Genomic DNA, 25,322 nt, shown 5'->3' with positions numbered 1-25,322 from the left:
ATGCAGATGCAGTCAAGCATTCCGCCGGTGTTTCGCCTCACCCCACCTTGACGAAATGTCCTTCATCCACCTCCCGATACCTGGCTCTCGGCGGCACATATCCGATCGGGCGAATGGGGCTCTTCAGGTCGTCGATCGCGGCATTGCGCTTCAGGTTGCGTCGGGCGGGATCGGGGATCGGGACTGCAGCGATGAGTTTGCGCGTGTAGTCGTGCTGCGGATTGCCGAAGATGGCGGCGCGCGGGCCGATCTCCACGATTTCGCCGAGATACATGACGGCCACCCGGTGGCTGACCCGTTCCACCACCGCCATGTCATGACTGATAAACAGGAACGCAATCTTGAATTCTTCCTGCAGGTCCATCAGCAGATTGCAAACCTGGGCCTTGATGGAAACATCAAGTGCAGACACGCTTTCATCGGCAATGATCACCTTCGGATCGAGTGACAGGGTGCGGGCAATGGCGATGCGCTGACGCTGACCACCGGAAAACTCATGCGGATAGCGGTTCATCATCGAGGCAGACAGGCCCACGCGGTTCAACAGGTCGGCGGTCTTCTCCCGCGCGTCTGCCTGCGATCCAAGCTTGTGCTTGAGAAAGGGTTCGGCGATCGCCTGCCCCACTGTCATGCGCGGGTTGAGACTGGAATAGGGGTCCTGAAACACCATCTGCACGCTTTTGCGCATGGCGCGGATATCAGGCCCAGAAAGAGCGCGCACATCATAGCCGTTGAGCTGGATCTCGCCGCCGACCGGCTCCACCAGCCGGGCGATGGAGCGGCCGGTCGTCGATTTTCCGCAGCCGGATTCACCCACGAGCGATAGTGTCTCCCCCTGGAACACGTCGAAGGACACATCTTCCACCGCGTGCACGGCGCCGGTCTTGCGGTTGAACAGACCGCCACGGATGTCGAAGCGGGTCACAAGGTTCTTCACCGACAGGATCGGCGTCTTGCCGCGCCCCACGGTATTTTCCATCGGTTGCGGCGGCGTGGTCACACCGCTTTGCATGTCGATCACGGGAAAGCGCAGCGGCAGAGCTTGTCCATCCATTGAGCCAAGTTTCGGCACCGAGGCGAGCAGCGCCCTCGTATAGACATGGTGTCCGTTGGCGAAGATCTCCGATGTCGGACCTTCTTCCACCAGATCTCCGCGCAGCATTACCACGGTGCGGTCGGCGATCTCGGCCACCACACCCATGTCGTGGGTAATGAAGAGCACTGCCATGCCTTCTTCCTGCTGCAACTCCTTGATCAGATCGAGGATCTGTCCCTGAATGGTGACGTCCAGAGCGGTGGTCGGTTCGTCGGCGATCAAAAGCTTTGGTCTGGAGGCAAGCGCCATGGCAATCATCACGCGCTGACGCATGCCGCCGGAAAACTGGTGCGGATATTCGTCAAAGCGTGTACCGGCGTTTGGAATGCGAACCTTTTCCAGAAGGCGCACCGTCTCGGCGCGGGCCTCGGTGCGCGACAGCCCCTTGTGCCGCGTCAGCACCTCCGAGATTTGCCGACCAATGGTGAAGATCGGATTGAGGCTCGTCATCGGCTCTTGAAAGATCATGGCGATCTCGTTGCCGCGCACCGCCTGCATGTCTTTTTCCGAAAGCGCTGTCAGGTCGCGCCCGTTCAATATCACGCGACCGTCTATGCGGCTCGACTCCGCGGCCAGCAATCGCAGGATCGACAGCGAGGTCACGCTTTTGCCCGACCCGCTCTCTCCCACAATAGCCACGGTTTCTCCCGGCATCACCCTGAAGGAGATGTCGCGAACGACCGTGCGCCATTCGCCGTCGACTTTGAAGGACGTGGTCAATCCCTCAACGGAGAGAACGGGTTCGGCTGAAGGTGTATCCTGCATGGCGGTCACTTTGCTTGTCGCGGGCATCTCCGGGGAGCGGCCAGCCTGTCGTCAGGTTGTTTAAGGGGGGTGGCGAAGGATGCCGATGCGATGCCCTCGGCAATCCGCTTCGCTTCGAGTTCGGAAATTTTCGTGTCGATTTCCCGACGGTCGATCATGCCATGCGGGTTGAGCCGCGTCGGCATGGTGTCGGCGATATAGACGAAGCGCTCCTGCGCGACCGCATGGAGCCTGCGCAGTTCGACGAGCGGTTCGGCATGGTCGTCGACCCTGAGATCGAGCCAGGGATAGTCCTGGTCACGGTGGATCTTGAGCGCGGCCGACTGGCGTCCGCGTTTGTCGCCACCCTCCGCCTCGCCGGCGTCCATAGCCATCAGCAGACGCTCGGCGAAAGGAAGCTCGGCATTCGCCTGGTATGCATCAAGCGTTGCCTCAATCACCTGCGGTCCCACCAGCATATTGCCCGCGACGGAGACGTCCTGAGACACAATATGTCCTGCCCAGTCCATGCAGAGTTCACCCGTAAAGGCATGATTATGGCCCTGTGCATCGATCAGGTGCAGTTGTCTTTGTGCGGAGCCATCGTCACGAGAGGTCAAACGACAGAGGATTTCGGTGAGTTGGTAGCCGCGGTCGAGCAATTCCAACCCGTCAATGCCGTAGGTCGGATTGATGAATGCCTGAGTGGCGATTGCGCCAATCCCGCCGCGAATATGGGACACGACAGCGCCGGCCGCAAAGAAACGGCTGGCGACAGCGATACCCAGATAACCGCTTGCAGGATCTCGTGCGACAATCGACCAGGTCATGACCTATCTCCCGATGGCATAGGCCTGCATCAGGCGCGGCGTTGCCGCCGCCCGCATCAGGCCGTTCTCGTCCCGACGTGCTGCCGTCAGTCGTCCCACTGTCCACGGCTCCGCAGGCGCCAGTTTGTGGCCCCGGGCCGCAAGTTCGGCCAGCACTGCCTCTCCAATATTCTTCTCGATCATAACATTGCCCGGCTCGCGTGTGCGCGGATAAAAGGAGCCCGGAAAGTGCATGGTGTGGAACAACGGCATGTCGATGGCCGCCTGCAGGTTCTGACGATGATGCACATAGCGCAGGAAGAATGACAGCTGCCATTGATCCTGCTGGTCGCCGCCCGGTGTACCGAAGGAGAGCGTCGGGCGACCCTCGAACAATGCCAGTGACGGTGTGAGAGTTGTCCGGGGCCGCATGCCGGGCTTCAAGGATGTCGGAAGACCTTCCTTCAGCCAGAACATCTGGGCGCGGGAATTGAGACAGAAACCAAGGCCCGGAACGATGGGTGACGATTGCAACCAGCCGCCGGACGGCGTCACCGACACCATATTGCCTTCCTTGTCGATCACATCGATATGCACGGTATCGCCGCGCTTTTCGGTGAGATGCGACATGGTGGGCTCGTAGACGGCCCCTTGCTCCATGCCGTTGAGCATATCCATTGTCGTATCGTACTGGGCTTCAAAGCCGGGCAGTTTGCCGGGCAGCAGATCCATCGATGCCGTCTTGCCGATCAGCTTGCGCCGTTCGTCATTATAGGCGTCCGACAGCAGCGTATCGAGCGGAACTGTGGAGAAATTCGGATCGCCGTAATAGACTTCGCGGTCGGCATAGGCGAGCTTCATGGCTTCCACCACGGTATGCACGAAATCCGCGCCGCACGGGTCCATCGCCGCGATATCGAAACCCTTCAAGAGAGCGAGTGACTGGAGGAGAACCGGGCCTTGCCCCCAGGGCTGTTGCTTGGCAACGGTCCAGCCGTGATAGTCATATGTGGCCGGCTCCTCGATGGTTGCCTGCCAGCCAGCCATGTCGTCAGCCGTCAGCACGCCCTTGTGCTTGGTTCCGCTGGCGTCCATCACTTCGGCGGTCCGCAGGTAGTCGTCGATCGCCTCGGCCACAAAGCCTCGATAAAAAGCGTCGCGTGCCTTTTCGATCTGCGCTTCACGACCGGACACACTTTCAGCCTCGGCAATCACCCGCTTCCAGGTGTCCGCGAGCACGGGGTTGCAAAACAGGCTTTCGGCCTCCGGTGCCTTGCCGCCCGGCAGCCAGGTGGCATGCGATGTTGGCCATTCCTTTTCGAAGAAGTCTGCCAGTCCCTTGATGGTCGCAGAGACGCGCGGTAGCGTCGGGTGACCGTGTTCGAGATAATGGATCGCAGGCTCCAGCACGTCGCGCACGCTCATGCGGCCATAGTCGCGCAGCATCAGCATCCAGCCGTCAAAGGCGCCCGGGATCACCGTTGCAAGCAGGCCGTCGCCCGGAATGATCTTGATGCCTTCACGCGTATAATGCTCGATGGTGGCACCGGCCGGTGCCGGACCCTGAGCGCAGATCACCTCGACCTTCTTGGTCTTGGCCGAATAGATGATCGCCGGCATGTCGCCGCCGGGCCCGTTCAGATGTGGTTCGAGAACCTGCAGCACGAAACCCGTGGCAACGGCTGCATCAAACGCATTGCCGCCTTTTTCTAGCAGGCTCATGCCGACAGCTGATGCAATCCAGTGGGTCGATGTGACGACGCCGACAGTGCCGAGAATTTCCGGACGGGTAGTGAATTCAGACATGCAAATTATACCTTTCAGGCGGGAATGTCAGGTTTCGCGCGGATCGAGCGCATCGCGCAGACCGTCACCAAGAAGATTGAAGCCGATCACGACGAGAAAGATCGCGATGCCGGGGAACATGGCCATCCAGGGCGCCTGGGTCAGGAAGTTCTTGGCGACGTTCAGCATCGAGCCCCAGGAGGGGGCCGGCGGCTGCTGCCCGAGACCGAGAAAGGAAAGACTGGCTTCGGCAATGATTGCGGTCGCCACCGTGAGCGTGGCCTGCACGATGATCGGCGCCACGATATTGGGCAGCACATAGCGTGTCATGATCTCGAAATGGTTGAGCCCGATGGCGCGTGCACCTTCGATATAGTCTTCCGTTTTAACCGTAATCACCTGGCCACGGGTGAGCCGAATGAAGACCGGCATGGCCGAAAGGCCGATGGCGATCATCGCGTTCATCAGGCTTGGCCCGAGAAAGGCTGCAAGCGCGATGGCCATGACGAGGAAGGGCAGCGCCAGAAATGCTTCGGTGATGCGCGAGATCACGACATCCACCCACCCGCCGAAATAACCGGCCAGCAGACCGAAAGGCACGCCAGTGATGATCGCGATGGCGACCGAAATCGTGCCTGCCATCAGCGAAGCCTGCGCCCCCCAGATCATACGTGAGAGGATGTCACGGCCAAGTTCATCGGTCCCCATCAGATATTGGGTATTCGGTGCCTTGCGAATGGCGCCCCAGCTTGCGGCCAGCGGATCGTCCACAGGGAGCAGCGGAGCGAGAACGGCGATCGCCGTGAAGAAAAGGATGATGGCAAAGCCGAGGATCGCGCTTGGATTGCGCTTCAGCTTTTTCCACACACGGCTTTCGCGGCGATCTTCGGCCTCCACGGCAACGGATGTATCGGCGGCACTCATAGCGAAGCCCTCAGACGTGGGTTGAGAAGGACATAGAGAATGTCGGCAACGAGGTTCATCAGGATGAATCCGATGGCGGTGCAAAGCACGATGCCCTGGACCACCGCATAATCGCGGTTGAAAACGGCGTCGACGATCAGCTTGCCAAATCCTGGAATGGTAAAGATCTGCTCGGTCAGCACCGCCCCGGCCAGCAATTCTCCAAACAGCAGAGCGCTGAGTGTCACGATCGGCAGCAGGGCATTGCGGAATGCGTGGGAGAGCACGACCTCGCGCCAGGAAAGCCCCTTGGCACGCGCTGTTCGAATGTAATCGGAGCGCAGAACCGTCAGCATGGCGGAGCGTGTGTGCCTCATCAAAGTGGCAGCCAGGGCCGAGCCCAGCACGAAGGACGGCATCAACATGGTTTCGATCGAGCGAATTGGGTCGACGAATGGCGATTCATAACCTGAAGCCGGCAGCCAGCCGAGGTTCACCGACACCAGCAGGATCAGCATGATGCCAAGCCAGAAATTCGGAATGGAGAGCCCCGACAAAGCCACGAAATTGGCGATGTAGTCGATGACCGAGCCCTTTTTGACTGCCGCCAGAATGCCGGTCGGAACACCGATCACGAAGGCAAAGACCATCGACATGAAAGCCAGCTGGATCGTCACCGGCAGCTTTTGCCCGATCAATTCCAGCACTGGCTGGTTGGTGCGCAGCGATATGCCGAGGTCGCCACGCAGGGCGTCCAGCAACCAGTTCCAATATTGCAGCAGGATCGGGTCATTGAGATGATACTTCGCTCTCAATGCTTCCAGCAATTCGGGCGAGCGATCCTCGCCCGCGAGCGCCAGAACAGGATCTCCCGGCAGCAGCTTTTGCAGCGAAAACACGAAGATCGATATGATCAGCAGCGTCGGTATCGCAACCAGCAGGCGCTTTCCGATGTAGACGGGCATTTCGGCGCTCTTTCTTTGGGAATTGGAGTGCCGCGCGGGTTGTCCCGCGCGGCAGGGTAAGCAAGATCAGTCTTCTTTCTTCATTCCGACCACGCGGATCATACCGTCGGGCGACGGAACGAAGCCGGTGATCTTCTTGTTGAGTGCCCAGATCCAGGACTGGTGGCCCATATAGATGATCGGCAGGTCGTCATCGAGGATCACCTGAGCTGCGTCGTATTTCTCCTTGCGCACCGCCTCATCATTTGTAGAGCGCGCGGCATTCAGCAACTCATCGACCTTCGGGTTGCAGTAATGCGTGTCGTTGATGCCGCCATTGCAGGTGACGAACTGATGGATGTTGCCGTCAGGATCGACACGGCCGGACCAATCCGAGCGGCTCAGTTCATAATTACCAGCCGTCTGTTCAGACAGAAGTGTCGCAAACTCGGTCGACTTCAGGCTCACATTGAAGCCAGCTTCCGCCACCATGGACTGGACGATCTGCATCATCTGCTGCGCGACCGGATTGTTCGGTATCTGCATCTCGACATCGACTGTCTCGACGCCAGCTTCCTTCATCAGCTCTTTCGCCTTGGCAATGTCGCGGGCTGGAACCGGAAGATCCTTGTCATACCAGGGGCTCGATGGCGGGAAGGGTTGGTTGCCGGCAACGGCGGTTCCCTCATAGACGATATTCATCAACGCATCGCGGTCGATGGCCAGCGAAAAGGCCTGACGCAGACGCTTGTCCTTACCCATCGGGCTGTCGGCCTTTGCTCCGTTGCCCACATTGACGTAAATGCCCATATTGCCGATGTTGACCACCGCTTCATAGGCAAGGTTCGGATCGTCCTTGACGGACTGGGCGTCGCTCGCTGCCAGACGCTCGATCATGTCGAGGTCGCCGGAACGCAGGTTAGCCAGACGAACGGTCGTGTCCGGGATCGGCAAATATGTAACCTTGTCGATGAAGACATTGTCGGCGTCCCAGTAGTCGGCAAATTTCTCCAGGACGATACGGTCCTGTTGAACCCGTTCCGCGAACTTGAACGGGCCTGCGCAGACCGGATGCTCGCCGAAATTGGCGCCAAGTTCTTCTGCGGCCTTGGGCGAAACCATCATTCCCGCACGGTCGGAAAGCTGGGCAAGCAGAGTTGCGTCCGGCTGTTTCAGGGTAAAGGTGACTTCCAGCGGGCCGGTCGCTTCGACCTTGTCGATGGAGGAAAGCTCGCTCTTGCGACGGGATACATCGAGCGTCATGTTGCGGTTGATCGTGTAGACCACGGCATCGGCATTGAATTCGGTTTCGTCCTGAAACTTGACGCCGTCGCGCAGTTCCATTGTCAGCACCTTGCCATCGTCAGACCACGTCCACGAGGTCGCGAGCTGCGGAACGATCTTCAATTCTGGTGTCACGTCCACGAGCTTGTCGCACATGGCGGTGTAGACGATGCGACCGACAAAGGTGCGCGATTGTGCGGGGTCCAGCACGTCGGCATCGCTCTGAAGGCCGATCTTGAGTTCGGCGGCGGAGAGAGGCATGGCAAACAGCGTTGTTGCCAGCAGCGCGGTCGTAAGTCGGGTCAATGTTTTCATAGTATTGATCTTCCTCTGATGGTTTCGGGTTTCGTCGCTTAACCGGTTATGAGTCCGGCTTTTCGGGAGCCGCCCCGCAGGGGCGGGAGACGTGGTCGGCAAACTCAGGAGGCCTCGGCAACTGTCTCCGGGCCTAAATGGTCCATGGATGTTTGACGGATAAGTCGTTCTTGCAGCATCAACAGGTGCATGCGCATGCATTCGCCGGCCCGTGCCGGATCGCGCGCGGCAATGGCTTCAATGAGGGCGGCATGCTGCGCGTTGGAATGGGCCATGGTGCCGCTGATCGAGCGGGCGCGCTCACGGATGGTCTGCCATGCATCGTCCTGGCGCACACGGTTCACAACATCGAAGATTGAGAGAAACAGCTGGTTTCCTGCGGCCAGGGCGATCTGGCGGTGCAGCGCCCCGTCCCACAACTCCTTGGCGTCGGCGTCGTCGCTCTCGGTAATCTTGCGCGCAAGCTCACGCATCCGCTCGATATCCGAGGCCTTGGCCCGCATCGCGGCCAGTTGGGCGATCTGGGGTTCGATCCGCAATCGAACTTCCATGATTTCCATGAAGTCGGTGCCGGCCACGATATTGTCGACATGATTGCCCCAATCGCTGGGCTTCTGCCCGAGATAGGTGCCCGAGCCCTGCTTGCGCCAGATCAGACCTTCGGCCTCCAGCACTTCCAGAGCGCGTCGCACGGCACGTCGGCTGATGCCGAGCTTGTCTGAAAGGGTTCGTTCGGTCGGAAGCTTTCCATCGTTTCCGAATTCGCCCTGGTGCAACACGTCGCGAAGCTTTTCCAGCGCGTAATTGGAGTTCTCGGTTTGTGGCATGAAGCTCCCCAAAGGTTCGCACCAATTTCTAATTGGTTCAAAGAAGACAAAATGAGCGGGCACGTCAAGCTGGTTTTTTGAGCAATCATTCTTTTGCTGATAATTTATGCAGCGGTTGTGGTCGGAATTTTCAACTCGCGCCGTTTGGCAGTCCTCGATGAACGGAACAATCCGCCCCTGTTGAGACTTAGCTCTTTGACACTCAAGCAACCGCGAAACCGGCTGCTGATGCCCCATCGGCCGGCGTTATGCTGGCCAAGTGCCACACGGGCCTTCGCGCCGTAAGGCACGCAGCAAATGACGACCATTTGCTTGCCGTGCTTTTGTTCTTTAGGTTTTGCACTGCACGCAAATCACGATCAAATCAGGAAAAGGAAAGTCGATGACGGAACGGGACGCGCCTCGCGCGGACAGCCTCAGAAGCCTTCACGCCGACATGCCGGTCAATGCAACGCTGCACATATGGCTGAAAGCCGTGGCACCGGAAGCTCCTGGATCAATCTCCCTGATCAGCCAGAACGGCAAGTTCGGCGATGTGATGGCGACCAATCACGAGGAATATGAATTCCGCATCTATCACGTCTTCGGTGGCGGCCATATCGAGCTGCAATATGACCAGGATACCACATCCATCTCTGTGGCATACTGGTTTACACCGACGGATGTTCTGGAAACGGGCATCACCGTGTTGCACACCAATACGGGCAATGCGCCGCCGGAGCTGGTCGACGGGTACCATTTTCGCCCACCTTTCGGCTGGATGAACGATCCCAATGGTTTCGGCCGCTTCGGCGGTCGCCCCCATCTCTTCTACCAGCATTATTCCCACGGTCTGCAATGGAACAACATGCATTGGGGCCATGCAGTGTCGTCGGATTATCTGCGCTGGCGTCACCTGCCGATCTTCCTGTTTCCGTCGGAAGCCCTGCGCGCCCGTCCGGACAAGCGCGGTGGTGCATTTTCCGGATCGGCCATTCCCTTGGCCAATGGTCCCGGCATTCGCGTCTTCTTCACGGAGCAGGAAAAAGGCCGCGAGCCCGAGCCGGAAATCCAGATGACGGCGGTTTCGCCGGATCTCTTCAGCGCCGGTCATGCGGAAATGCTGCTGGGAGAACGTCCGAAGAACGAGGGTCTCACCAGCGATTTTCGCGATCCTTATGTGTTCAAGGGGCCGGATGGCCTGTGGAAGATGCTGCTTGGCAGCCAGAGCGATCAGGGGGGTGTCATCCTCCTCTACGATACCGAGGATATGACGGCTGCAAGCGGCTGGACCTATCGTGGCAAGCTGCTGGTGGAAAAGCGCTATGAGACAACGGCGATCGAGTGCCCGTGTCTCTTGCCGCTGGATGGTCCTGCCACCGATCCCAGCACGCGCTGGGTTTTGATCTATGGATTGATGACCAGCGAAGACAAGGTGACGGGGCGCAAGAACCTGACAATGGCAGATGTCGGCTGGTTCGACGGACAGACCTTCACGATGGAAAGCGAGAAAGAGCTCGATTTCGGCACGGATAATTATGCCTTCCAGGCCTTTCGTGATGGCGATTCCGCCGTGGGTATCGGCTGGCTCGCGAACTGGGCCGATACAGGACCGGCTGTCGATTTCCCAACCGCTATGACGCTGCCAAGGCTGCTGCAATTCTCTGATGGCGTGTTACGCACACCGCCCATCGGCGCTGCTGAAAGTCTTCGCAGTCACATCCTCGACCGCACGCGTCTCGCGGCCGGCGACTTTGTCACTTTCGTCAATGGCGGGATTGAACTGCTGTTCGAACTCAATGAACCGGGCGCGCACTTCACGCTTGAGTTCGACCATCCAACAGTCGATCTCTCCGTCGTGTTGAACGATGAAGGCCTGTCCATTGTCCACAAGCAGGGCGACAAGCCTTCGCCGTCCTATATTGCAGCGCGCGCCAAACCCAAGCGCATCCGGATTTTCCTGGATTATGGATCCATCGAGGTCTTTGCCGATCACGGACGCTGGACAGGGACCAAGCGCATCGACGGTTTCGAGCCCGTACGATCGGCGCGCCTGAAATCCGACCCCGGCGTTGTCTCTCACGCCACCATCTGGGCGCTGAGGCTTTAGAGGTCGAAACGAGCCGCTATGTGACAAGCCGACCGCATTGCGGTCGGCTTTCGGTTCCCGGGCTTGACTTTGCGTGTTCGCGCCAGCGCAATCAGGTCTCCAGCGAGGGGCTTGGCTTGCGAAGGCTTTCTTCCGAAAGTTCAATAATCGGGCGAGGTGCTTCTGCCGTATTGGGCACCCATTCCTCATAGCTCGCTTTGGGCATCGTCGCTGGCTGGCCGCTGCGCCCGGTCCGGGCCACATTGAGCTGGCCTGAAAGAATGGCGACTTCTGCCTTGAGCTGATTGATTTCCGCCCGAAGTCCTTCATTGGTCGTGCGAAGCTGGCGTATCTCTTCCTTGTCGCCGAAGGCACGGTGGTCGAGGTCGCGCTTTGCAGCTTCGTATTCCCGCTCCCGTTTGATGCGCAGATTTTCAGCATCCCGCATACGGGTATTGAATTCGCTCGCCTGCAACTGCAATTCCCGCCTCGCACCCTCGTCTTCGGCCGTTTCACTGCGCAAGCTTGCCAGTTCGTTGGCAAGACGCTCGGCGCGGAGCGTCGCGGTCGCAAGCTCTGACTTGCTTTCCTTCAACTCGTTGCGCAGGCCCTGCAATTCGTCTTCGGCCGACTTTGACCGGGCACGTGCGGTCACCAGTAGTTTTTCCACCAGCTCGGCTTTCGACGCCGTCGCTTCCTGACGTGTCGTCAACTGCGCGATTTCAACGGATGACGCACTACGGAGATTTTCCAGTTCGGACTGGGCACGCTTGAGCTTGTCGACGGTAAACGAGATCTCCTGGCGAAGGCCCATCGCCTCGGTCGAAATCGACCGCGTCTGATTTTCTTGATCGGCCAGCCGCTTTTTAAGCTCTGTGCGCTCTTCTGTGAGGCGCGCAAGGTCGCGCGTTTGCGTTTCCGACTCCCGACGCGATGTCTCCGACAGCACCTGATGCGCGGTGCGCTCGTTCTCGTATTTTTCACGCAGGTTCAGGATTTCGCGATTGCGTTGATCCAGATCCTGATGCGCCCGCTTCATCAAGGCCGCAGCATTGTCGTATTGCGAAACACGCTCATCAAGTTCGCGACTGACATCACTCAGTCGTTTCTGTGTCAATTCGAGGTCGCGGGCATTGGCGTCGTAAAGCGTCTGAAGCTGAACGCTCCTTTCCCGCAATTCGTCAAGCTCGAGCTTGATCTGGCTGTTGTCGTATTTGAGCTCTTTGTTTTCCGAAGAAAGCTGGTTGTTTTCCGTTTCGAGCCGGCTGCGGGTCGTCGTCTCGTATTCGAGTAGTGACGTTATGCGCGCGCGCTCGCTCTTCAGTCCTGAGAGTTCATCTATGGCAAGGCCATGTTCGCGAAGAAGTGTCGCAATGCGCTCCTGCAAGCCGCCAAGACCTGAAAGCAGATCCTGCGAAGACATCTCGCTTTCAGCAATCACTGCACCAAACGAATGAAATGTCTCTAGATCTGATCTTGCGGAATAGGCGCCGCCTGTCGTGTCAGCATTCGGTTTGCCGGAATCGTCCGTACGGCGGAAAAACCCCATGACCATTCGCCCCTCGCTCCTGTGTCAATGTTTAGGTAATATTACGAATATTGAATATTTCTTCTAATATTATCTGGGTCGTCAAAATGAAGACGTCTCATCATCATGATGATGTACGCGCCCAGGTTTTGCGTCAAAGAAACTTTTTCCTATGGATGTATTTTGCACAGGAATGTACGCATCTGGATGCTTTTGAAATATGTGAAATGCGCATATTTCTTCTTGCGTAGTAGAATATCCGATCAGGTTCCAGCTCGCCGTGGATACAAATATTATAAATTGATATCTAATTTAGTTAGGCTGATATGGCGCCTCAAATAGATTGCGAGAGGTGTAGAACAGGCAGCGGCCACACGCAAAACAGTGCAGCCGCTGGTGTTGGATATTAGGCCGCTTTGACGATCTCGACGAGTTCGACCTCGAACACGAGATCCTGACCCGCAAGCGGATGATTGGCATCGACGGTCACCGTTTCGTCGGCAACTTCCGTTACCACAACGGTGACAGGCGTACCGGCTGCACTCTGGGCCTGAAGCTGAAGGCCGGGCTCGAGCGATACTTCGGGCGCAATGGCCGCACGCGGAACAGTCTGAACGCGGTTGGGATCTCGCTGACCATAGGCATCGTCAGCGGGTACTGTGACAGTCTGCTTGGCACCGAGTTCCATGCCATCGATTTCGCGATCAAGGCCGGAAATGATCTGGCCGGAACCGACTTGGAACTGCAACGGGTCACGCCCGCGTGAACTGTCGAACGTCGTGCCGTCCGTCAGGCTACCGATATAGTGAATGCGGACGGTGTCACCGGATTTGGCTTGTGTCATCGTCTTTTCCTTGTGGCTGGAATGGAGAGTTGTGGTCGCCACGACATGCCTGACGTGGCGTCGGATGAATTTGCACCTCTCGAGGCACAAGCACTGTCAATTTAGGCAGTCGTGTCCGTGATTGCAAATTACGGGTCCTTTTTGCCGCTTGTTTCACTCGGCGGCAGTGCGCTTAAGTCCGGATAATTGGGTGAGATAGGCCCTCAGTGCTGCTGGCCGCACCGGCTTGTGTTGGATGGCGATATTGTGCTTTTCCGCCTCGCTGCGCACATCCTGCGTGCGGTCCGCCGTAATCAGAAGCGCCGGTATGTCCTGTTTGTAATGGGCTCGCAAACGCAAGATCGCACCGATTCCGCTGCCGTCCCCCAGATGGTAATCGGCAATGACCACATCGGGCGGTGACGAGCGCCCCTCGAAATATTGATCCAGCGCTTCCACAGATGCCGCGCAATCCACGCTGCATCCCCACCCCGAAATCAAAAGCTTCATGCCCTCCAGGATCTTTTCCTCGTTGTCGATGCAAACAACGCGAAAGCCCTTGAGCGATTGCGGCAGGCGGTCCGTCACGGGCTTGTCTGCGCCGCCGGCTTGCATGGGCATGCTCTGATCGAGTGGCATGTGAATGCGGAACGTCGTGCCCTTTCCCGGCGTGGAGGATAGCTTCACCGGGTGGTTGAGCACACGCGAAATGCGATCCACGATGGATAGACCGAGACCAAGGCCCGAGGCAGTCTTTACCCCCTCATCCAGACGCGCGAATTCTTTGAACACAGTCCGGAACTTCGACGAGGGAATGCCAATGCCGGAATCCATCACCTGAATGATAACGCTTTTTCCATCCCGACGCGCGCCAACCAGCACGCGGCCCTCAGGCGTGTATTTGATGGCATTGGAAACCAGGTTCTGGATCAGTCGACGCAAAAGATTGGGGTCGGATCGCACGCTGAGGGAGGTCGGCATGACCACGAGTTTGAGGTTCTTCTCTCGCGCAATGGGCTGGAAATCGGTTTCGATCCGTTCCAGCAATTGCTGCAGCGGCACTGTCGCCAATCGCGGCTTCATGGCGCCGGTATCGAGCCGCGAAATATCGAGAACAGCACCCAGGATGGTTTCTACCGACTCCAGCGCTGAATCGATATTGCGCACCAGCGCGCTGTCGTCCGATACGCCCAGCCGCTCGACCAGAGATGAGGAATAGAGACGCGCCGCGTTGAGTGGCTGGAGAATATCGTGGCCGGCAGCCGCAAAGAAACGTGTCTTGCCAATATTGGCTTCATCGGCAGACGCCCTTGCCTCGGCCAGGGCATGGTTGACCAATGTCAGTTCGGCTGTACGCTCGCTCACACGCTGTTCCAGTGTCTCATTCGCCTGCTTCAGCGCCTGGTCCGCCGCAACCTGCGAGGAAATGTCGGTGAAGGTGGCAACGATGCCCCTGTCCGGCATGGCGTTGGAGCGTACCTCGACAATCCGCGCGCCGTTACCAAGCGACAGCCGGAAAGGCTTGTCGAACGTCTGGAACGTCTGCAGGATCTGCGCTTCCTCCTTGCTGTCAAGGTCGCCACGGGCAGACAGGATTGCCAGAATATCCGTGAGTGGAAAACCGACTTGCCCAACATGCTCGGGCAGATCCAGCAGACTGCGGAACCGGCGGTTCCAGATCGTCATGCAGTGGTTGGCATCGAACACGGCAATGCCTTGATCCATCTGCGACAACGCGGTGTGCATCATATCCTGGTTGTACTGCAGCGCTTCGCTGGCCTGATCGAGCAACCAGGCGGTATCGGCGGAGGTGTCTTCCGCCTTTTGCAAGATGAGTGACAGCACGAGACGCGCCGATGACGATCCGATGGCGCTGCCGAGTAATTGCTCGGAGAAATGGATCAGCGCCATATCGGCGGCCATGTCATCGTCCAGCCGCCGTCCGCTGGCCTGCTCATAGCTGCGCATCGAACGTTGCATGCGTTCATCGCCGAGATAACGCGCGATGGCTGCCTTCAGATCGCCGACACTCACCCGCGTTTTCCACCCGCGTGCGGCAAGTTGCGAGCGCGGGTGTCGTTTCACGAAGATACCCGCCTGTATCCGCTCCACCGGGCGCGGATTGCGGCTGAGCGACCCGAGCACAAAGGCAGCTGTGTTGATGATCAGGCTCAAAAGCGTGGCGTTGACGAAAGGATCGGATCCCTCAGCATCAAAAAGGCCGGTTCCCGGAAAGAGGAAAGACAGGACAGCCGAAGCCACATGGGTGTTGTTGTCCGTTCCGAAACTGGGAAGAAACAGCAGGTAGCACCACACGAAGAAGCCAGTGGAAAGCCCGGCGATCGCACCCCTGGCATTGGCCCGACGCCAGATCAGACCGCCGATCAGCGAAGGCGCGATCTGGGCAATGGCCGCGAAGGACAACAGACCGATGGACGCAAGGCCCGACGTGCTGTCAGCGGAACGATAATAGGCATAGCCCAGAAGCATGATGGCAAAGATCGCCGTGCGGCGGATCTGCAGGAGCGGGCGGGCGAAATCGGATCGATGGCTGTGTTTGCCGATCAGCTTTTGCCTGAGGAAGACCGGCAGCACGATGTCATTCGAGACCATGATCGAAAGTGCGACCGAGGCAACGATCACCATGGCCGTCGCCGCTGAAAAGCCGCCGAGAAAGGTGATCAGCGAAATGAACGGCATTTCCGCATGGAGTGGCAAGGACAGCACATAAAGGTCCGCATCGCCTCCGCCGCCAAAGGTCAGAATTCCGCTGATTGCAGCCGGCAGAACGAATATATTGATCGCCACGAGATAAAGCGGAAGCAATATGCCGGCCAGGCGCAGTTCCTGTGGCGTGCGGTTCTCCACCACCGTCACATGAAACTGTCGGGGCAGCATCACGACGGCAAAGGCGGAAAGGGCAATCAGCAGCACCCACCGGCTGATTGGTGTCTCATGCGAAAGTGCTGACATCACTTCCGTGGAAGCGCTCGCCTTGGCCAGAAGGTCCGACACCCCGTCGAACAGTCCAAACAGCACGAACATGCCGAGCGTCCAGAATGCGAGCAGCTTGACGACCGATTCCATTGCAATGGCCAGGATCAGGCCGTCCTGATGCTCCGTGGCGTCGGTGTGTCGCGTACCGAAGATGACGGCAAAGCACGCAAGCGAAAGCGCAACCACCAGCGGCAGGTCGATAAAATAGAGGTTGCCGGTGCCAATCCCGTATTCGGATGGATCGACCATCGCCGAAACGGAGGATGAGATCGCCTTCAGTTGCAGGGCGATATATGGAATGGTCCCAACCAGCGAGATCAGCGTCACCAGCATGCCCACGATCGGGTTCTTGCCGTAGCGAGCGGCAATGAAATCGGCACCCGAAATCAGCTTTTCAGCCTTGGCCACCTCGATCAGGCGTCGAAGAAATGGCATTCCCAGCGTAAACACCAGAATGGGGCCGATATAGATGCCGGTAAATTCCAGTCCGCGTTCCGCCGCCAGACCCACACCGCCGAAATAGGTCCACGACGTGCAGTAGATGGCCAGACTCAGCGCATAGACGATCGGCCGGCCCTTGGCCGGCACACCACTGAGGCGTGTGCGCCTGTCGCCATAGCTTGCCACTGCAAATAGCAGCAACAGATAGGCAACGGCAGACGAGATGATGATCCATCCTGGAAGCACGCGCCCTCCCTCGCAACGGCAATCCAACTCTGCGTCAGTCTATGGCAAATGTAATCTATTGAAAATCGCTGCTGTCTTCTCCTAAAGTCGAAATAAAACAGCATGCGCGAGGCGCGAAATTCCACCTTCCATTCTCCGTCGGGCATATTAGGATGCTGACATGTCGCAGCGGCATCGCGCGGCCAGCATATTCCAATGGGGACACAGAAAATGTTGAATGAGTTCAAAACTTTTATCGCCCGCGGCAATGTCATGGACCTGGCCGTCGGCGTCATCATCGGCGGTGCCTTCGGCCTGATCGTTACCTCGCTCGTCAATGATATCATCATGCCGCTTGTCGGCGTCATCTTCGGCGGGTTCGATTTTTCCAATTACTTCCTGCCCTTGTCGGCCAATGTCACCGCCGCGACCCTTGAGGCAGCCCGCGAGCAGGGTGCTGTGTTTGCCTATGGCAACTTCATCACGGTGCTGATCAACTTCCTCATCCTCGCCTGGATCATCTTCCTGCTCGTTAAGGGTGTGAACAAGATGCGCGGATCGCTGGACAAGAAGGAAATGGAAACGGCAAAGGCAGCGCCACCTCCGGCCGACATCATGCTGCTCACCGAAATTCGTGATCTTTTGAAAACCCGCTAGTTCCAACACGTCGTCCCGGCTCGGCTTGGTGTCGAGCCGGATCATCACCAGAATCGATCAGTCTCTCACGCTTTGTCATAGGATTTTCCGGGCAATCTCGGCTATGAGGTGCCAAACGGAGATCCTGTCCCTGATGACCATCCTCGAAAGCCTGAGCCCCCGCGCCCTTGCCGCACCCGAAAGCGGCATTGTCGAAATCATGAACTATGCCCGTGGACGCGATGGCCTGTTGCCGCTCTGGGCAGGCGAGGGGGATTTGCCGAGCCCGGATTTCATCAATCGCGCGGCGGCCGACGCACTGATCGGCGGCGAGACATTCTACACATGGCAGCGCGGTATTCCCGAGCTGCGCGAGGCTCTGTCGCGCTACTACGCCCGCCATTTTGGCCAGACACTCTCGCCCGACCATTTCTATGTCACGGGCTCTGGCATGCAGGCGATAGCACTTTCCGTCCAGGCACTCGCCGCACCCGGCGACGAGATGATTTATCTCACCCCAACATGGCCCAATATCGTCGCTGCCATCGAATTGGCCGGCGTCCATTCGCGCGCTGTGCCGCTTGAATTCCACGATGGCCGCTGGAACCTCGATATCGCCAAACTGGAAAGCACAATCACGCCAAAGACCAGGGCGCTGTTCATCAACTCGCCGTCCAATCCAACCGGCTGGACCGCGACGAGGGAGGATCTGCAGGCGATTCTTGATCTGGCCCGCAAGCATGGCCTCTGGATCATGGCGGATGAGATCTACGCGCTCTATTCTTACGGATCTGCCACGCGCGCCGCGTCCTTCATGGACATCAAGGACGAGGACGACCGCATCCTTTTTACCAATTCCTTTTCCAAGAACTGGTCCATGACCGGTTGGCGAGTTGGCTGGATCGTGGCGCCGCCGGAAACCGGGCAGGTGCTGGAAAACCTGATTCAGTATGCAACGTCAGGTGTCGCCCAGTTCATGCAGCGCGGTGCCGTTGCCGCTCTCGACCATGGCGACGGGTTCATTCAGGCCAATATTGAGCGCGCCCGGACATCGCGCGACATTCTCTGCGACGCCCTGATTGCCACCAACCGTGTCGAAACACTGAAACCGGAAGGGGCCATTTACGCCTTCCTGAAGATCGACGGCGTGACAGACAGCCGCCGGGCGGCATTGGATATCGTTGACAAGACTGGCGTCGGGCTGGCCCCTGGAACCGCCTTTGGTTTCGGTGGCGAAGAGTTTTTGAGAGCCTGCTTCCTGCGCAATCCTCTCCAGATCGAGGATGCAGCCGAGAGGCTGAGCCGCTACGTTTTGGCGCTATGACAGGGCGCTGCGCGACGACAGTACGATGGTCGATAAAATTTGAAGTTTGTTGTCAACTGCATGGTAACTTTAGTTCGAGTTAAGTCAGTAAAAACAGATAGATAATCGTCTTCAATAAAGATTGCGAAAGACGCCTGTGGTGTGATCCCGCTGTTATGCAAAACGCGGGAGCAGGGACATGGCGATACTCGTGACAGGCGGCGCCGGATATATCGGCAGCCACATGGTATGGGCGCTTCTGGATCAGGGACACGACGTGGTCGTCGTCGACAGGTTGTCGACGGGCTTCCGCTGGGCGGTGGCGCCGAAGGCGCGCTTCTACAAGGGCGATATCGGCGATAGCTCCGTTCTCAAGCAGATCTTTGCTGAAAACGCGATTGATGCGGTCATCCACTTTGCCGGGTCCGTCGTCGTGCCGGATTCCGTCAGCGATCCGCTGGACTATTACGACAACAACACAGGCAATACCCGTGTGCTGCTGTCTGCAATGGTCGAGGCGGGCGTTACCAGGATCATCTTCTCATCGACCGCCGCCGTTTATGGCACCCCTGCACACACCAGGCCCATTCGTGAGACGGAAACCCCGCGCCCGGAAAATCCCTACGGGCAGTCGAAACTCATGACGGAATTCATGCTGCGCGATGCCGCCAACGCCTATGACCTGCGCTACGTGGCTCTTCGCTATTTCAACGTCGCCGGTGCCGATCCGAAGGGGCGTACGGGTCAGTCCACCCGCAATGCCACGCACCTGATCAAGGTCGCCTGCGAAACGGCCCTCGGCGAACGGGAAAAGATCAGCGTCTATGGCACCGATTATGCGACCCCGGATGGAACCGGTGTGCGCGACTATATCCATGTCAGTGATCTGGTTGCCGCCCATCTGGATGCGCTGGCCTATCTGCAGTCCGGTGGCGAGCCACTGATCGCCAATTGCGGCTACGGGCAGGGCTTTTCTGTCCTCGATGTGCTGCATGCGGTGGAGCGCGCATCCGGCAACAGCATTCGCATAGACTATGCGCCGCGCCGGCCCGGTGATGCGGCATTCGTGGTCGCCGACGCGACGCTTGCCCGCACGAAACTTGGATGGGTGCCGGTTCATGGAAATCTGGATTTCATCGTGAATTCGGCGCTGGAATGGCAGCGCGGACTGAGTGGCGCTGAACTTCAGGATATTGCCATGCTTCAGCGCAAACTGGCAGCAAGCGCCTTCTGATTTGATGACAATGGTTTTGGCATTCTGTGCGGCCCGGCTTCCAATTGCTGGGCCGTTACACGTTTGGCGTCAAGTTTGACAACAGCTTCGCCTTGTAACCTGCATTTCTAATAGGCCAATAGCAGGCAAGGTTTGATGGCGTTTGAAAGCAGTACCATAGCGCAGGGCGGTCCCGAGCGGTCGCTCGTGAATGTGATCCGTAGGGTGACGGCATGAAGGCGGTTATCCTGGCGGGCGGACTCGGCTCGCGTATTGCTGAGGAAACGCATCTCAAGCCAAAGCCGATGATCGAGATCGGCGGACGACCGATCCTGTGGCATATCATGAAGCTTTACCACCATCACGGTATCCGCGATTTCATCATCTGCTGTGGTTTTCGGGGCTATTTCATCAAGGAATATTTCGCCAATTACGGCCTGCATATGTCGGACATCACCTTCGATCTGGCAGAAAACCGTTTGCAGTTTCACCGCCAAAGTGCGGAAAACTGGCGTGTGACACTGGTCGACACCGGCGAGACTGCAATGACCGGCGGACGTCTCAGGCGTGTAGCCTCCTACCTCAGGGACGAGGAAGCCTTTTGCTTCACCTATGGCGATGGCGTCAGCAATGTCGACATTGGCGAGACAATTCGCTTCCACAAGAGCCATGGCAAACTGGCGACAGTCACTGCAGTCCACCCGCCAGCCCGCTTCGGCGCGCTCAAGCTGGACGGTGACAGCGTTGAGGGCTTTGTCGAAAAGCCGGAAGGCGAAGGCGGCTTTATCAATGGCGGTTTCTTCGTCCTCTCGCCCAAGGTGATCGAACGCATTCCAGACGATGAGGCCAGCTGGGAAGGCGAGCCACTGACCGGAATAGCTCGCGATGGCGAGCTAAAGGCCTTTTTCCACAAAGGTTTTTGGCAGCCCATGGATACGCTGCGCGACAAGAACCATCTGGAAAGTCTCTGGCAATCAGGCAACCCGCCTTGGAAGACGTGGTGAGCATGTCGGATACCGGCTTCTGGCGTGGCAAACGCGTTCTCCTCACAGGGCATACCGGCTTCAAGGGAAGCTGGCTCGGTCTGTGGCTGAAGGAGATCGGCGCCCAGGTGTCCGGGCTCTCGCTTGCACCGGACACCGATCCATCGCTCTATCAACTGCTTGATGGCAACCCGACAGATGAACGTGGCATCTGCGACATCCGCGACCGTGACGCGGTGGGAAAGCGCGTCAGGGCTACGCATCCGCAGATCGTCTTCCATCTGGCAGCCCAGCCGCTGGTGCGCGCAGGGTATCGCGATCCAGTCGGCACCTATGAAACCAATGTGCAAGGCACAGCAAACCTTCTTGATGCCCTTCGCGATGTGCCGGATCTGCGCTCCATCGTGGTGGTGACGACCGATAAGGTCTATGAAAATCCGGAAAACGGACAGGCATTTGTCGAGACGGATCCGCTCGGCGGCCATGATCCCTACAGCGCCAGCAAGGCAGCCGCCGAGATCGTTACGGCAAGCTACCGTTCCTCCTTCTTCGCTGCTCGCAATATTGGCGTCGCCACCGCGCGCGCCGGCAACGTGATCGGGGGCGGAGATTGGGCAGACGATCGGCTGATCCCGGATGCGATCAGGGCCTGGAGCAAAGGCGAGAAACTGGCAGTTCGCCGTCCCGCAGCCATCCGTCCCTGGCAACATGTGCTGGAGCCGCTATACGGTTACATGCTGCTGGCCGAGCGCCTCTGGCATGAACCGCATTCTGTCCGAGCCATGAATTTCGGCCCCGATCACGCTTCGGCGGCAAGTGTCGGCGATATTCTGGAACTGGCACGCAACGCTTATGGCGCGGGCGACGTCGATCTGAGCGACGCCGAGGAAGGACCGCATGAGGCCGGTTATCTCATGCTCGATTCCACCAGGGCGACACGGGAACTGGGATATCATCCACGCTGGAACCTCGGTGAAACACTGCTGAACACGATGGATTGGTATCGCGGCTTGGCCAATGGCGAGAAGGCGATGGATCTTTGTCTCAAGGATATCGCCGCTTACAACGCGACCTTCAAAACGATGGAGCGCCGTGCGGTATGAGCAAGCGGTTTGACATCATCGAAACGGCGATCGAAGGCGTGTTTATCCTCAAGCGCGCGCGCTTGGCCGATGAGCGCGGCTTCCTGACGCGCCTGTTCTCGCCGGCCGATCTGTGCGATGCTGGCTGGGTCGGAACCGTTGAGCAGATCAACGAAACCGGTACCCGCTTTCAAGGCACCGTGCGGGGTATGCATTTCCAGAATCCGCCCTTTACCGAGATCAAGCTCGTCACCTGCACGGCAGGCGCAATTCTGGATGTCGCCGTCGATCTGCGTAAGGGATCGCCGACATTTCTCAAGCACACTGCAGTTGAATTGAGCGCCGACAATGATTGCTCTTTGCTCATCCCGAACGGCTGCGCGCATGGCTTTCAAGCACTCACCGACAATGTCCGCATGATCTACGCCCATTCGGCACCCTATAGTGCTGAGGCTGAAGGCGGGTTGCATTGTGAAGATCCGGCACTCGGTATCGAATGGCCGCTGCCGGTTGCCAATCTCTCGGCTCGCGACGCATCCCATGCTCCCCTCGGATCTGATTATGTGGGGATCGCCGCATGAAGTGCCGTCATTGCCAGTCCGGGCGCATGCGCCCTTTTCTCGATCTCGGTACTGCTCCGCCGTCCAACTCCTATGTGCGGGCGGAGGATCTGGCCGCACCTGATACCTGGTATCCGCTGGTCATCCGGGTTTGCGATGACTGCCTGTTGGTGCAGACGGAAGACTTCGCCGCGCGCGAAACCTTCTTCTCCGAGAATTACGCCTATTTCAGTTCCTTTTCATCCTCGTGGCTCGCCCATGCAAAGACCTATGTCGCCGATATGGTGCAGCGGTTCGAACTTGGAATCGATGCCCGCGTCGTCGAGATTGCGGCCAATGACGGCTATCTGCTGCAATTCGTCAAGGAACGCGGCATCGCCTGCCTCGGTGTCGAGCCGACGGCCAGCACAGCCGCCGCCGCGCGTGAAAAAGGTCTAGAAATCCGTGAGGAGTTCTTCGGTCTTGCGCTTGCCGAGTCTCTTGCTGCCGAGGGTTGGTCCGCCGACCTGATGGCTGCCAATAATGTTCTGGCCCATGTTCCCGACATCAACGATTTCGTCGCCGGCTTTGCCCATCTTTTGAAGCCCGAAGGTGTGGCGACATTCGAGTTTCCGCATCTTTTGAACATGGTCTCGGAGGCACAGTTCGATACCGCCTATCATGAGCACTATTCGTATCTCTCGCTTCTGGCTGTTGAACGCATCCTGGCAGGCAATGGGTTGACCGTCTTCGATGTCGAGACGACGCCCTGGCATGGCGGAAGCCTCAGGGTATTTGCATGCCGCACCGACCATGCGGCGCATCAGACAACCGATCGCGTTCCGGCCCTGCTGAAACGTGAGGAAGAAGCGGGCATGCGCGATCCCGCTTTCTACGCCGGCTTCCAGGCCGAGGCACAGCGTGTGCGCAACGCGTTTCTGGAGTTCTTGATTGACTGCCAGCGCGAGGGCCTGTCGGTCGCAGCCTACGGAGCCGCCGCCAAGGGCAACACACTTCTCAACTTCGCAGGGGTGAAGAGAGATTTACTGTCCTTCGCAGTGGACAAGAATCCTGCAAAGCAGGGCATGTATCTGCCCGGCAGCCGAATTCCCATCCTCTCCGAAGAGGCGCTGAAAACGCAAAAACCGCAAAGGGTGGTGATATTGCCATGGAATCTGCAAAGCGAAATCAAGCAACAGCTTTCGTATATAGCCGATTGGGGTGGGATGTTCGTGACGGCGATACCGAGATTGACGGTGCATGCCTGACGAATGAGATGAACGATCCCGAGAAGGCAGGGCAGGGGCTCCCTGCCAAGGTTAAGGTCATGCAGCCGGATACGGTCGCAAAGTCGAAATAATCCGCTCAAAGCGCCGCGTCGCGGCCGGAGCTTGCCCGGAGAAGGGCCAGAACGGAGAACCCAGATGGCAGCCATCAAGCCGAGACTTACGATCTGCGTACCGTCGCGCAATCGCCAGTATTACTTCCAGAAGACCATCGAGGGTCTGCTGCGCCGCGCCCCGGAAGGCGTTGAATTTGTCTTCGCCGACAATTCTGACGATCCCTCCGTGATGAATGATTATATGGCCGAGCTGAAGAACGATCCGCGCATCGTTTATCTGCCGTCCGAGGATCGCGTACTCTCAATGATCGATAACTGGGAGCGCACGCTCGAAGCCGCAACGGGCGCGTGGGTCAGCATCATTGGCGACGACGACTTCATCGATCCCAAACTAGCCGACCTGCTCGATCGGATCCTTGCGGTCAATCCAGAGATCGAAGCCTTCGCATGGGGCGTGATTTCCTACACATGGCCCGGCGACAATCCAAACCTGACCAATGTTTTTGTGCCCTACAACAGCTTCACCGTCAAAGTACCGCGGGATGAGCCATATAAGCGCATGTTCGGCTGGGTCGGCGCGCGCACGGTACCGACCTCCGGTTACTCCCTCTATCATTCGGCCTATAGCCGGTCACTGCTCGATAAGATCAAGGCCGTTACAGGAAAATTCTTCGAGAATCCGATGGTCGACTATGACATCGCGATGAAAGCCATCACGATCGCCAAGCATTTCGCCTATTGCCAGCGTCCCATTTCCATCATGGGCAGTTGCCCCGAAAGCAATTCTTACGCCGTATCAAGGCTGTCCGTGGCGAAGCAGAGAAGCGCTCAGTTCTTCGGAGAGGTCGGGCGAAATACTGACGAGGACATCGATCAAAACGACTTTCCCTTCACGTCGGATCACGGTGTGACAGCGGCAATCGCGATCGTGCAGCAGTGGTACAAGTCAAAATACGATGGCCATTACAGCGGCTGGGAAATCGAGTTTACCAAGACCTGTGCGCGCAACACCGAAGGCTTCGCAGACCGCGAGGAATTTGACACCGTGAAAGCCAATTACGACGATGCGTTTTCGCGCTGGAAAGGTGGCAAATTTCTCAAGTTTTTCAAACCGGAATTCCGCGATCGCATGCAGGGTCTGCTGGTTACCGGATCGAGCGACGACGGCATCTACCTGAGAAGCGACATTGCCGGCATTAAAACGCCGGAGCAGCTTTACGACATCATCGAATCGATTACTCCGTCGCTGGACATGGTGGAAGTCGCTGCGGATGGATTGAAGTATCCTTGGGAGCAAACCGTCCAGCAGGTGGGGAGGCAGTCCCGTACACTGGTCGATGCCCCGGCACGCGTGGCCTGATCCGGTCATTCGTCGAGACAGTCGCACAAGGTGTTTGATTTGAAATGAACAAGCGAGCGGGGACACCGCGCTCGC

At 58.1% G+C, this 25,322-nt stretch carries 19 protein-coding genes; 9 read left to right on the top strand and 10 right to left on the bottom strand.

The features are described 5' to 3' along the window. Positions 1-37: 37 nt before the first annotated feature. The 7 genes from ACQQ2Q_RS05585 to ACQQ2Q_RS05555 all read right to left on the bottom strand — a co-directional run bounded on the left by ACQQ2Q_RS05585 (position 38) and on the right by ACQQ2Q_RS05555 (position 8,707). Positions 38-1,861 carry a dipeptide ABC transporter ATP-binding protein gene (locus ACQQ2Q_RS05585; RefSeq protein WP_428186026.1) on the bottom strand — a complete coding sequence of 608 codons (1,824 nt, stop codon included), beginning with the start codon at positions 1,859-1,861 and terminating at the stop codon, positions 38-40. Between the two features lie 5 nt (positions 1,862-1,866). Continuing rightward, positions 1,867-2,670 (bottom strand): DUF1028 domain-containing protein, encoded by an 804-nt coding sequence (locus tag ACQQ2Q_RS05580; protein WP_428186025.1) that lies wholly within the window; start codon positions 2,668-2,670, stop codon positions 1,867-1,869. 3 nt (positions 2,671-2,673) lie between these two features. Next, complete coding sequence (locus ACQQ2Q_RS05575; RefSeq protein ID WP_428186024.1) at positions 2,674-4,455, bottom strand: gamma-glutamyltransferase family protein; 1,782 nt, start codon at positions 4,453-4,455, stop codon at positions 2,674-2,676. Positions 4,456-4,482: 27 nt separating this feature from the next. Next, positions 4,483-5,358 carry an ABC transporter permease gene (locus ACQQ2Q_RS05570; protein WP_428186023.1) on the bottom strand — a complete coding sequence of 292 codons (876 nt, stop codon included), beginning with the start codon at positions 5,356-5,358 and terminating at the stop codon, positions 4,483-4,485. Then, on the bottom strand, positions 5,355-6,302 hold the full coding sequence (locus ACQQ2Q_RS05565; RefSeq protein ID WP_428186022.1) for an ABC transporter permease: 948 nt from the start codon (positions 6,300-6,302) through the stop codon (positions 5,355-5,357). The genes ACQQ2Q_RS05570 and ACQQ2Q_RS05565 overlap by 4 nt, the downstream gene beginning before the upstream one ends. Before the next feature lie 66 nt (positions 6,303-6,368). Next, on the bottom strand, positions 6,369-7,880 hold the full coding sequence (locus ACQQ2Q_RS05560; RefSeq protein WP_428186021.1) for an ABC transporter substrate-binding protein: 1,512 nt from the start codon (positions 7,878-7,880) through the stop codon (positions 6,369-6,371). Positions 7,881-7,984: 104 nt separating this feature from the next. Beyond that, on the bottom strand, positions 7,985-8,707 hold the full coding sequence (locus ACQQ2Q_RS05555) for a FadR/GntR family transcriptional regulator (protein WP_428186020.1): 723 nt from the start codon (positions 8,705-8,707) through the stop codon (positions 7,985-7,987). Between the two features lie 382 nt (positions 8,708-9,089). On the opposite strand from ACQQ2Q_RS05555, the gene ACQQ2Q_RS05550 reads away from it, so the two are divergent. Beyond that, entirely contained in the window at positions 9,090-10,796 is a 1,707-nt protein-coding gene (locus ACQQ2Q_RS05550; protein WP_428186019.1) for a GH32 C-terminal domain-containing protein, read from the top strand. A gap of 91 nt (positions 10,797-10,887) precedes the next feature. Here ACQQ2Q_RS05550 and ACQQ2Q_RS05545 read toward each other — a convergent pair whose 3' ends face one another. From ACQQ2Q_RS05545 to ACQQ2Q_RS05535, 3 genes are all read right to left on the bottom strand, one after another. Beyond that, entirely contained in the window at positions 10,888-12,330 is a 1,443-nt protein-coding gene (locus ACQQ2Q_RS05545; RefSeq protein ID WP_428186018.1) for a hypothetical protein, read from the bottom strand. 379 nt (positions 12,331-12,709) lie between these two features. Next, a complete protein-coding gene (locus ACQQ2Q_RS05540; RefSeq protein ID WP_428186017.1) occupies positions 12,710-13,147 on the bottom strand; it encodes an FKBP-type peptidyl-prolyl cis-trans isomerase in 438 nt (145 codons plus the stop codon). Positions 13,148-13,300: 153 nt separating this feature from the next. Then, on the bottom strand, positions 13,301-16,810 hold the full coding sequence (locus ACQQ2Q_RS05535; protein ID WP_428186016.1) for a hybrid sensor histidine kinase/response regulator: 3,510 nt from the start codon (positions 16,808-16,810) through the stop codon (positions 13,301-13,303). A 210-nt stretch (positions 16,811-17,020) separates the two neighbouring features. Between ACQQ2Q_RS05535 and mscL the strand changes: the two genes are divergently transcribed. From mscL to ACQQ2Q_RS05495, 8 genes are all read left to right on the top strand, one after another. Further along, a complete protein-coding gene (mscL, locus tag ACQQ2Q_RS05530; RefSeq protein ID WP_428186015.1) occupies positions 17,021-17,446 on the top strand; it encodes a large conductance mechanosensitive channel protein MscL in 426 nt (141 codons plus the stop codon). A gap of 133 nt (positions 17,447-17,579) precedes the next feature. Next, positions 17,580-18,749, top strand: coding sequence for a pyridoxal phosphate-dependent aminotransferase (locus tag ACQQ2Q_RS05525; protein ID WP_428186014.1), 1,170 nt, complete (start codon positions 17,580-17,582; stop codon positions 18,747-18,749). A gap of 178 nt (positions 18,750-18,927) precedes the next feature. Continuing rightward, positions 18,928-19,962: a UDP-glucose 4-epimerase GalE gene (gene galE, locus ACQQ2Q_RS05520; protein ID WP_428186013.1), complete on the top strand. Its 1,035-nt coding sequence runs from the start codon at positions 18,928-18,930 to the stop codon at positions 19,960-19,962. A 212-nt stretch (positions 19,963-20,174) separates the two neighbouring features. After that, positions 20,175-20,945: a glucose-1-phosphate cytidylyltransferase gene (rfbF, locus tag ACQQ2Q_RS05515; RefSeq protein ID WP_428186012.1), complete on the top strand. Its 771-nt coding sequence runs from the start codon at positions 20,175-20,177 to the stop codon at positions 20,943-20,945. 2 nt (positions 20,946-20,947) lie between these two features. Continuing rightward, positions 20,948-22,027, top strand: a complete 1,080-nt coding sequence (gene rfbG / locus ACQQ2Q_RS05510) for a CDP-glucose 4,6-dehydratase (protein ID WP_428186490.1) — start codon at positions 20,948-20,950, stop codon at positions 22,025-22,027. Further along, positions 22,024-22,587: a dTDP-4-dehydrorhamnose 3,5-epimerase family protein gene (locus ACQQ2Q_RS05505; protein WP_428186011.1), complete on the top strand. Its 564-nt coding sequence runs from the start codon at positions 22,024-22,026 to the stop codon at positions 22,585-22,587. The genes rfbG and ACQQ2Q_RS05505 overlap by 4 nt, the downstream gene beginning before the upstream one ends. Beyond that, positions 22,584-23,813 carry a methyltransferase domain-containing protein gene (locus ACQQ2Q_RS05500; RefSeq protein ID WP_428186010.1) on the top strand — a complete coding sequence of 410 codons (1,230 nt, stop codon included), beginning with the start codon at positions 22,584-22,586 and terminating at the stop codon, positions 23,811-23,813. Before ACQQ2Q_RS05505 ends, ACQQ2Q_RS05500 begins: the two co-directional genes overlap by 4 nt. Positions 23,814-23,969: 156 nt before the next feature. After that, complete coding sequence (locus tag ACQQ2Q_RS05495; protein WP_428186009.1) at positions 23,970-25,247, top strand: glycosyltransferase family 2 protein; 1,278 nt, start codon at positions 23,970-23,972, stop codon at positions 25,245-25,247. Positions 25,248-25,322: the final 75 nt, after the last annotated feature.

This window comes from Agrobacterium sp. ES01 (assembly GCF_050320885.1).
Lineage (GTDB): Bacteria > Pseudomonadota > Alphaproteobacteria > Rhizobiales > Rhizobiaceae > Allorhizobium.
Note: the sequence above shows the minus strand (reverse complement) of the source record. Positions and strands in the feature narration are given on the sequence as shown.

Excerpts from the sequence above, each read along its gene's own strand:
- ACQQ2Q_RS05585 (WP_428186026.1), bottom strand. The coding sequence starts at position 1,861 with ATGCAGGATACACCTTCAGCCGAACCCGTTCTCTCCGTTGAGGGATTG.
- ACQQ2Q_RS05580 (WP_428186025.1), bottom strand. The coding sequence starts at position 2,670 with ATGACCTGGTCGATTGTCGCACGAGATCCTGCAAGCGGTTATCTGGGT.
- ACQQ2Q_RS05575 (WP_428186024.1), bottom strand. The coding sequence starts at position 4,455 with ATGTCTGAATTCACTACCCGTCCGGAAATTCTCGGCACTGTCGGCGTC.
- ACQQ2Q_RS05570 (WP_428186023.1), bottom strand. The coding sequence starts at position 5,358 with ATGAGTGCCGCCGATACATCCGTTGCCGTGGAGGCCGAAGATCGCCGC.
- ACQQ2Q_RS05565 (WP_428186022.1), bottom strand. The coding sequence starts at position 6,302 with ATGCCCGTCTACATCGGAAAGCGCCTGCTGGTTGCGATACCGACGCTG.
- ACQQ2Q_RS05560 (WP_428186021.1), bottom strand. The coding sequence starts at position 7,880 with ATGAAAACATTGACCCGACTTACGACCGCGCTGCTGGCAACAACGCTG.
- ACQQ2Q_RS05555 (WP_428186020.1), bottom strand. The coding sequence starts at position 8,707 with ATGCCACAAACCGAGAACTCCAATTACGCGCTGGAAAAGCTTCGCGAC.
- ACQQ2Q_RS05550 (WP_428186019.1), top strand. The coding sequence starts at position 9,090 with ATGACGGAACGGGACGCGCCTCGCGCGGACAGCCTCAGAAGCCTTCAC.
- ACQQ2Q_RS05545 (WP_428186018.1), bottom strand. The coding sequence starts at position 12,330 with ATGGTCATGGGGTTTTTCCGCCGTACGGACGATTCCGGCAAACCGAAT.
- ACQQ2Q_RS05540 (WP_428186017.1), bottom strand. The coding sequence starts at position 13,147 with ATGACACAAGCCAAATCCGGTGACACCGTCCGCATTCACTATATCGGT.
- mscL (WP_428186015.1), top strand. The coding sequence starts at position 17,021 with ATGTTGAATGAGTTCAAAACTTTTATCGCCCGCGGCAATGTCATGGAC.
- ACQQ2Q_RS05525 (WP_428186014.1), top strand. The coding sequence starts at position 17,580 with ATGACCATCCTCGAAAGCCTGAGCCCCCGCGCCCTTGCCGCACCCGAA.
- galE (WP_428186013.1), top strand. The coding sequence starts at position 18,928 with ATGGCGATACTCGTGACAGGCGGCGCCGGATATATCGGCAGCCACATG.
- rfbF (WP_428186012.1), top strand. The coding sequence starts at position 20,175 with ATGAAGGCGGTTATCCTGGCGGGCGGACTCGGCTCGCGTATTGCTGAG.
- rfbG (WP_428186490.1), top strand. The coding sequence starts at position 20,948 with ATGTCGGATACCGGCTTCTGGCGTGGCAAACGCGTTCTCCTCACAGGG.
- ACQQ2Q_RS05505 (WP_428186011.1), top strand. The coding sequence starts at position 22,024 with ATGAGCAAGCGGTTTGACATCATCGAAACGGCGATCGAAGGCGTGTTT.
- ACQQ2Q_RS05500 (WP_428186010.1), top strand. The coding sequence starts at position 22,584 with ATGAAGTGCCGTCATTGCCAGTCCGGGCGCATGCGCCCTTTTCTCGAT.
- ACQQ2Q_RS05495 (WP_428186009.1), top strand. The coding sequence starts at position 23,970 with ATGGCAGCCATCAAGCCGAGACTTACGATCTGCGTACCGTCGCGCAAT.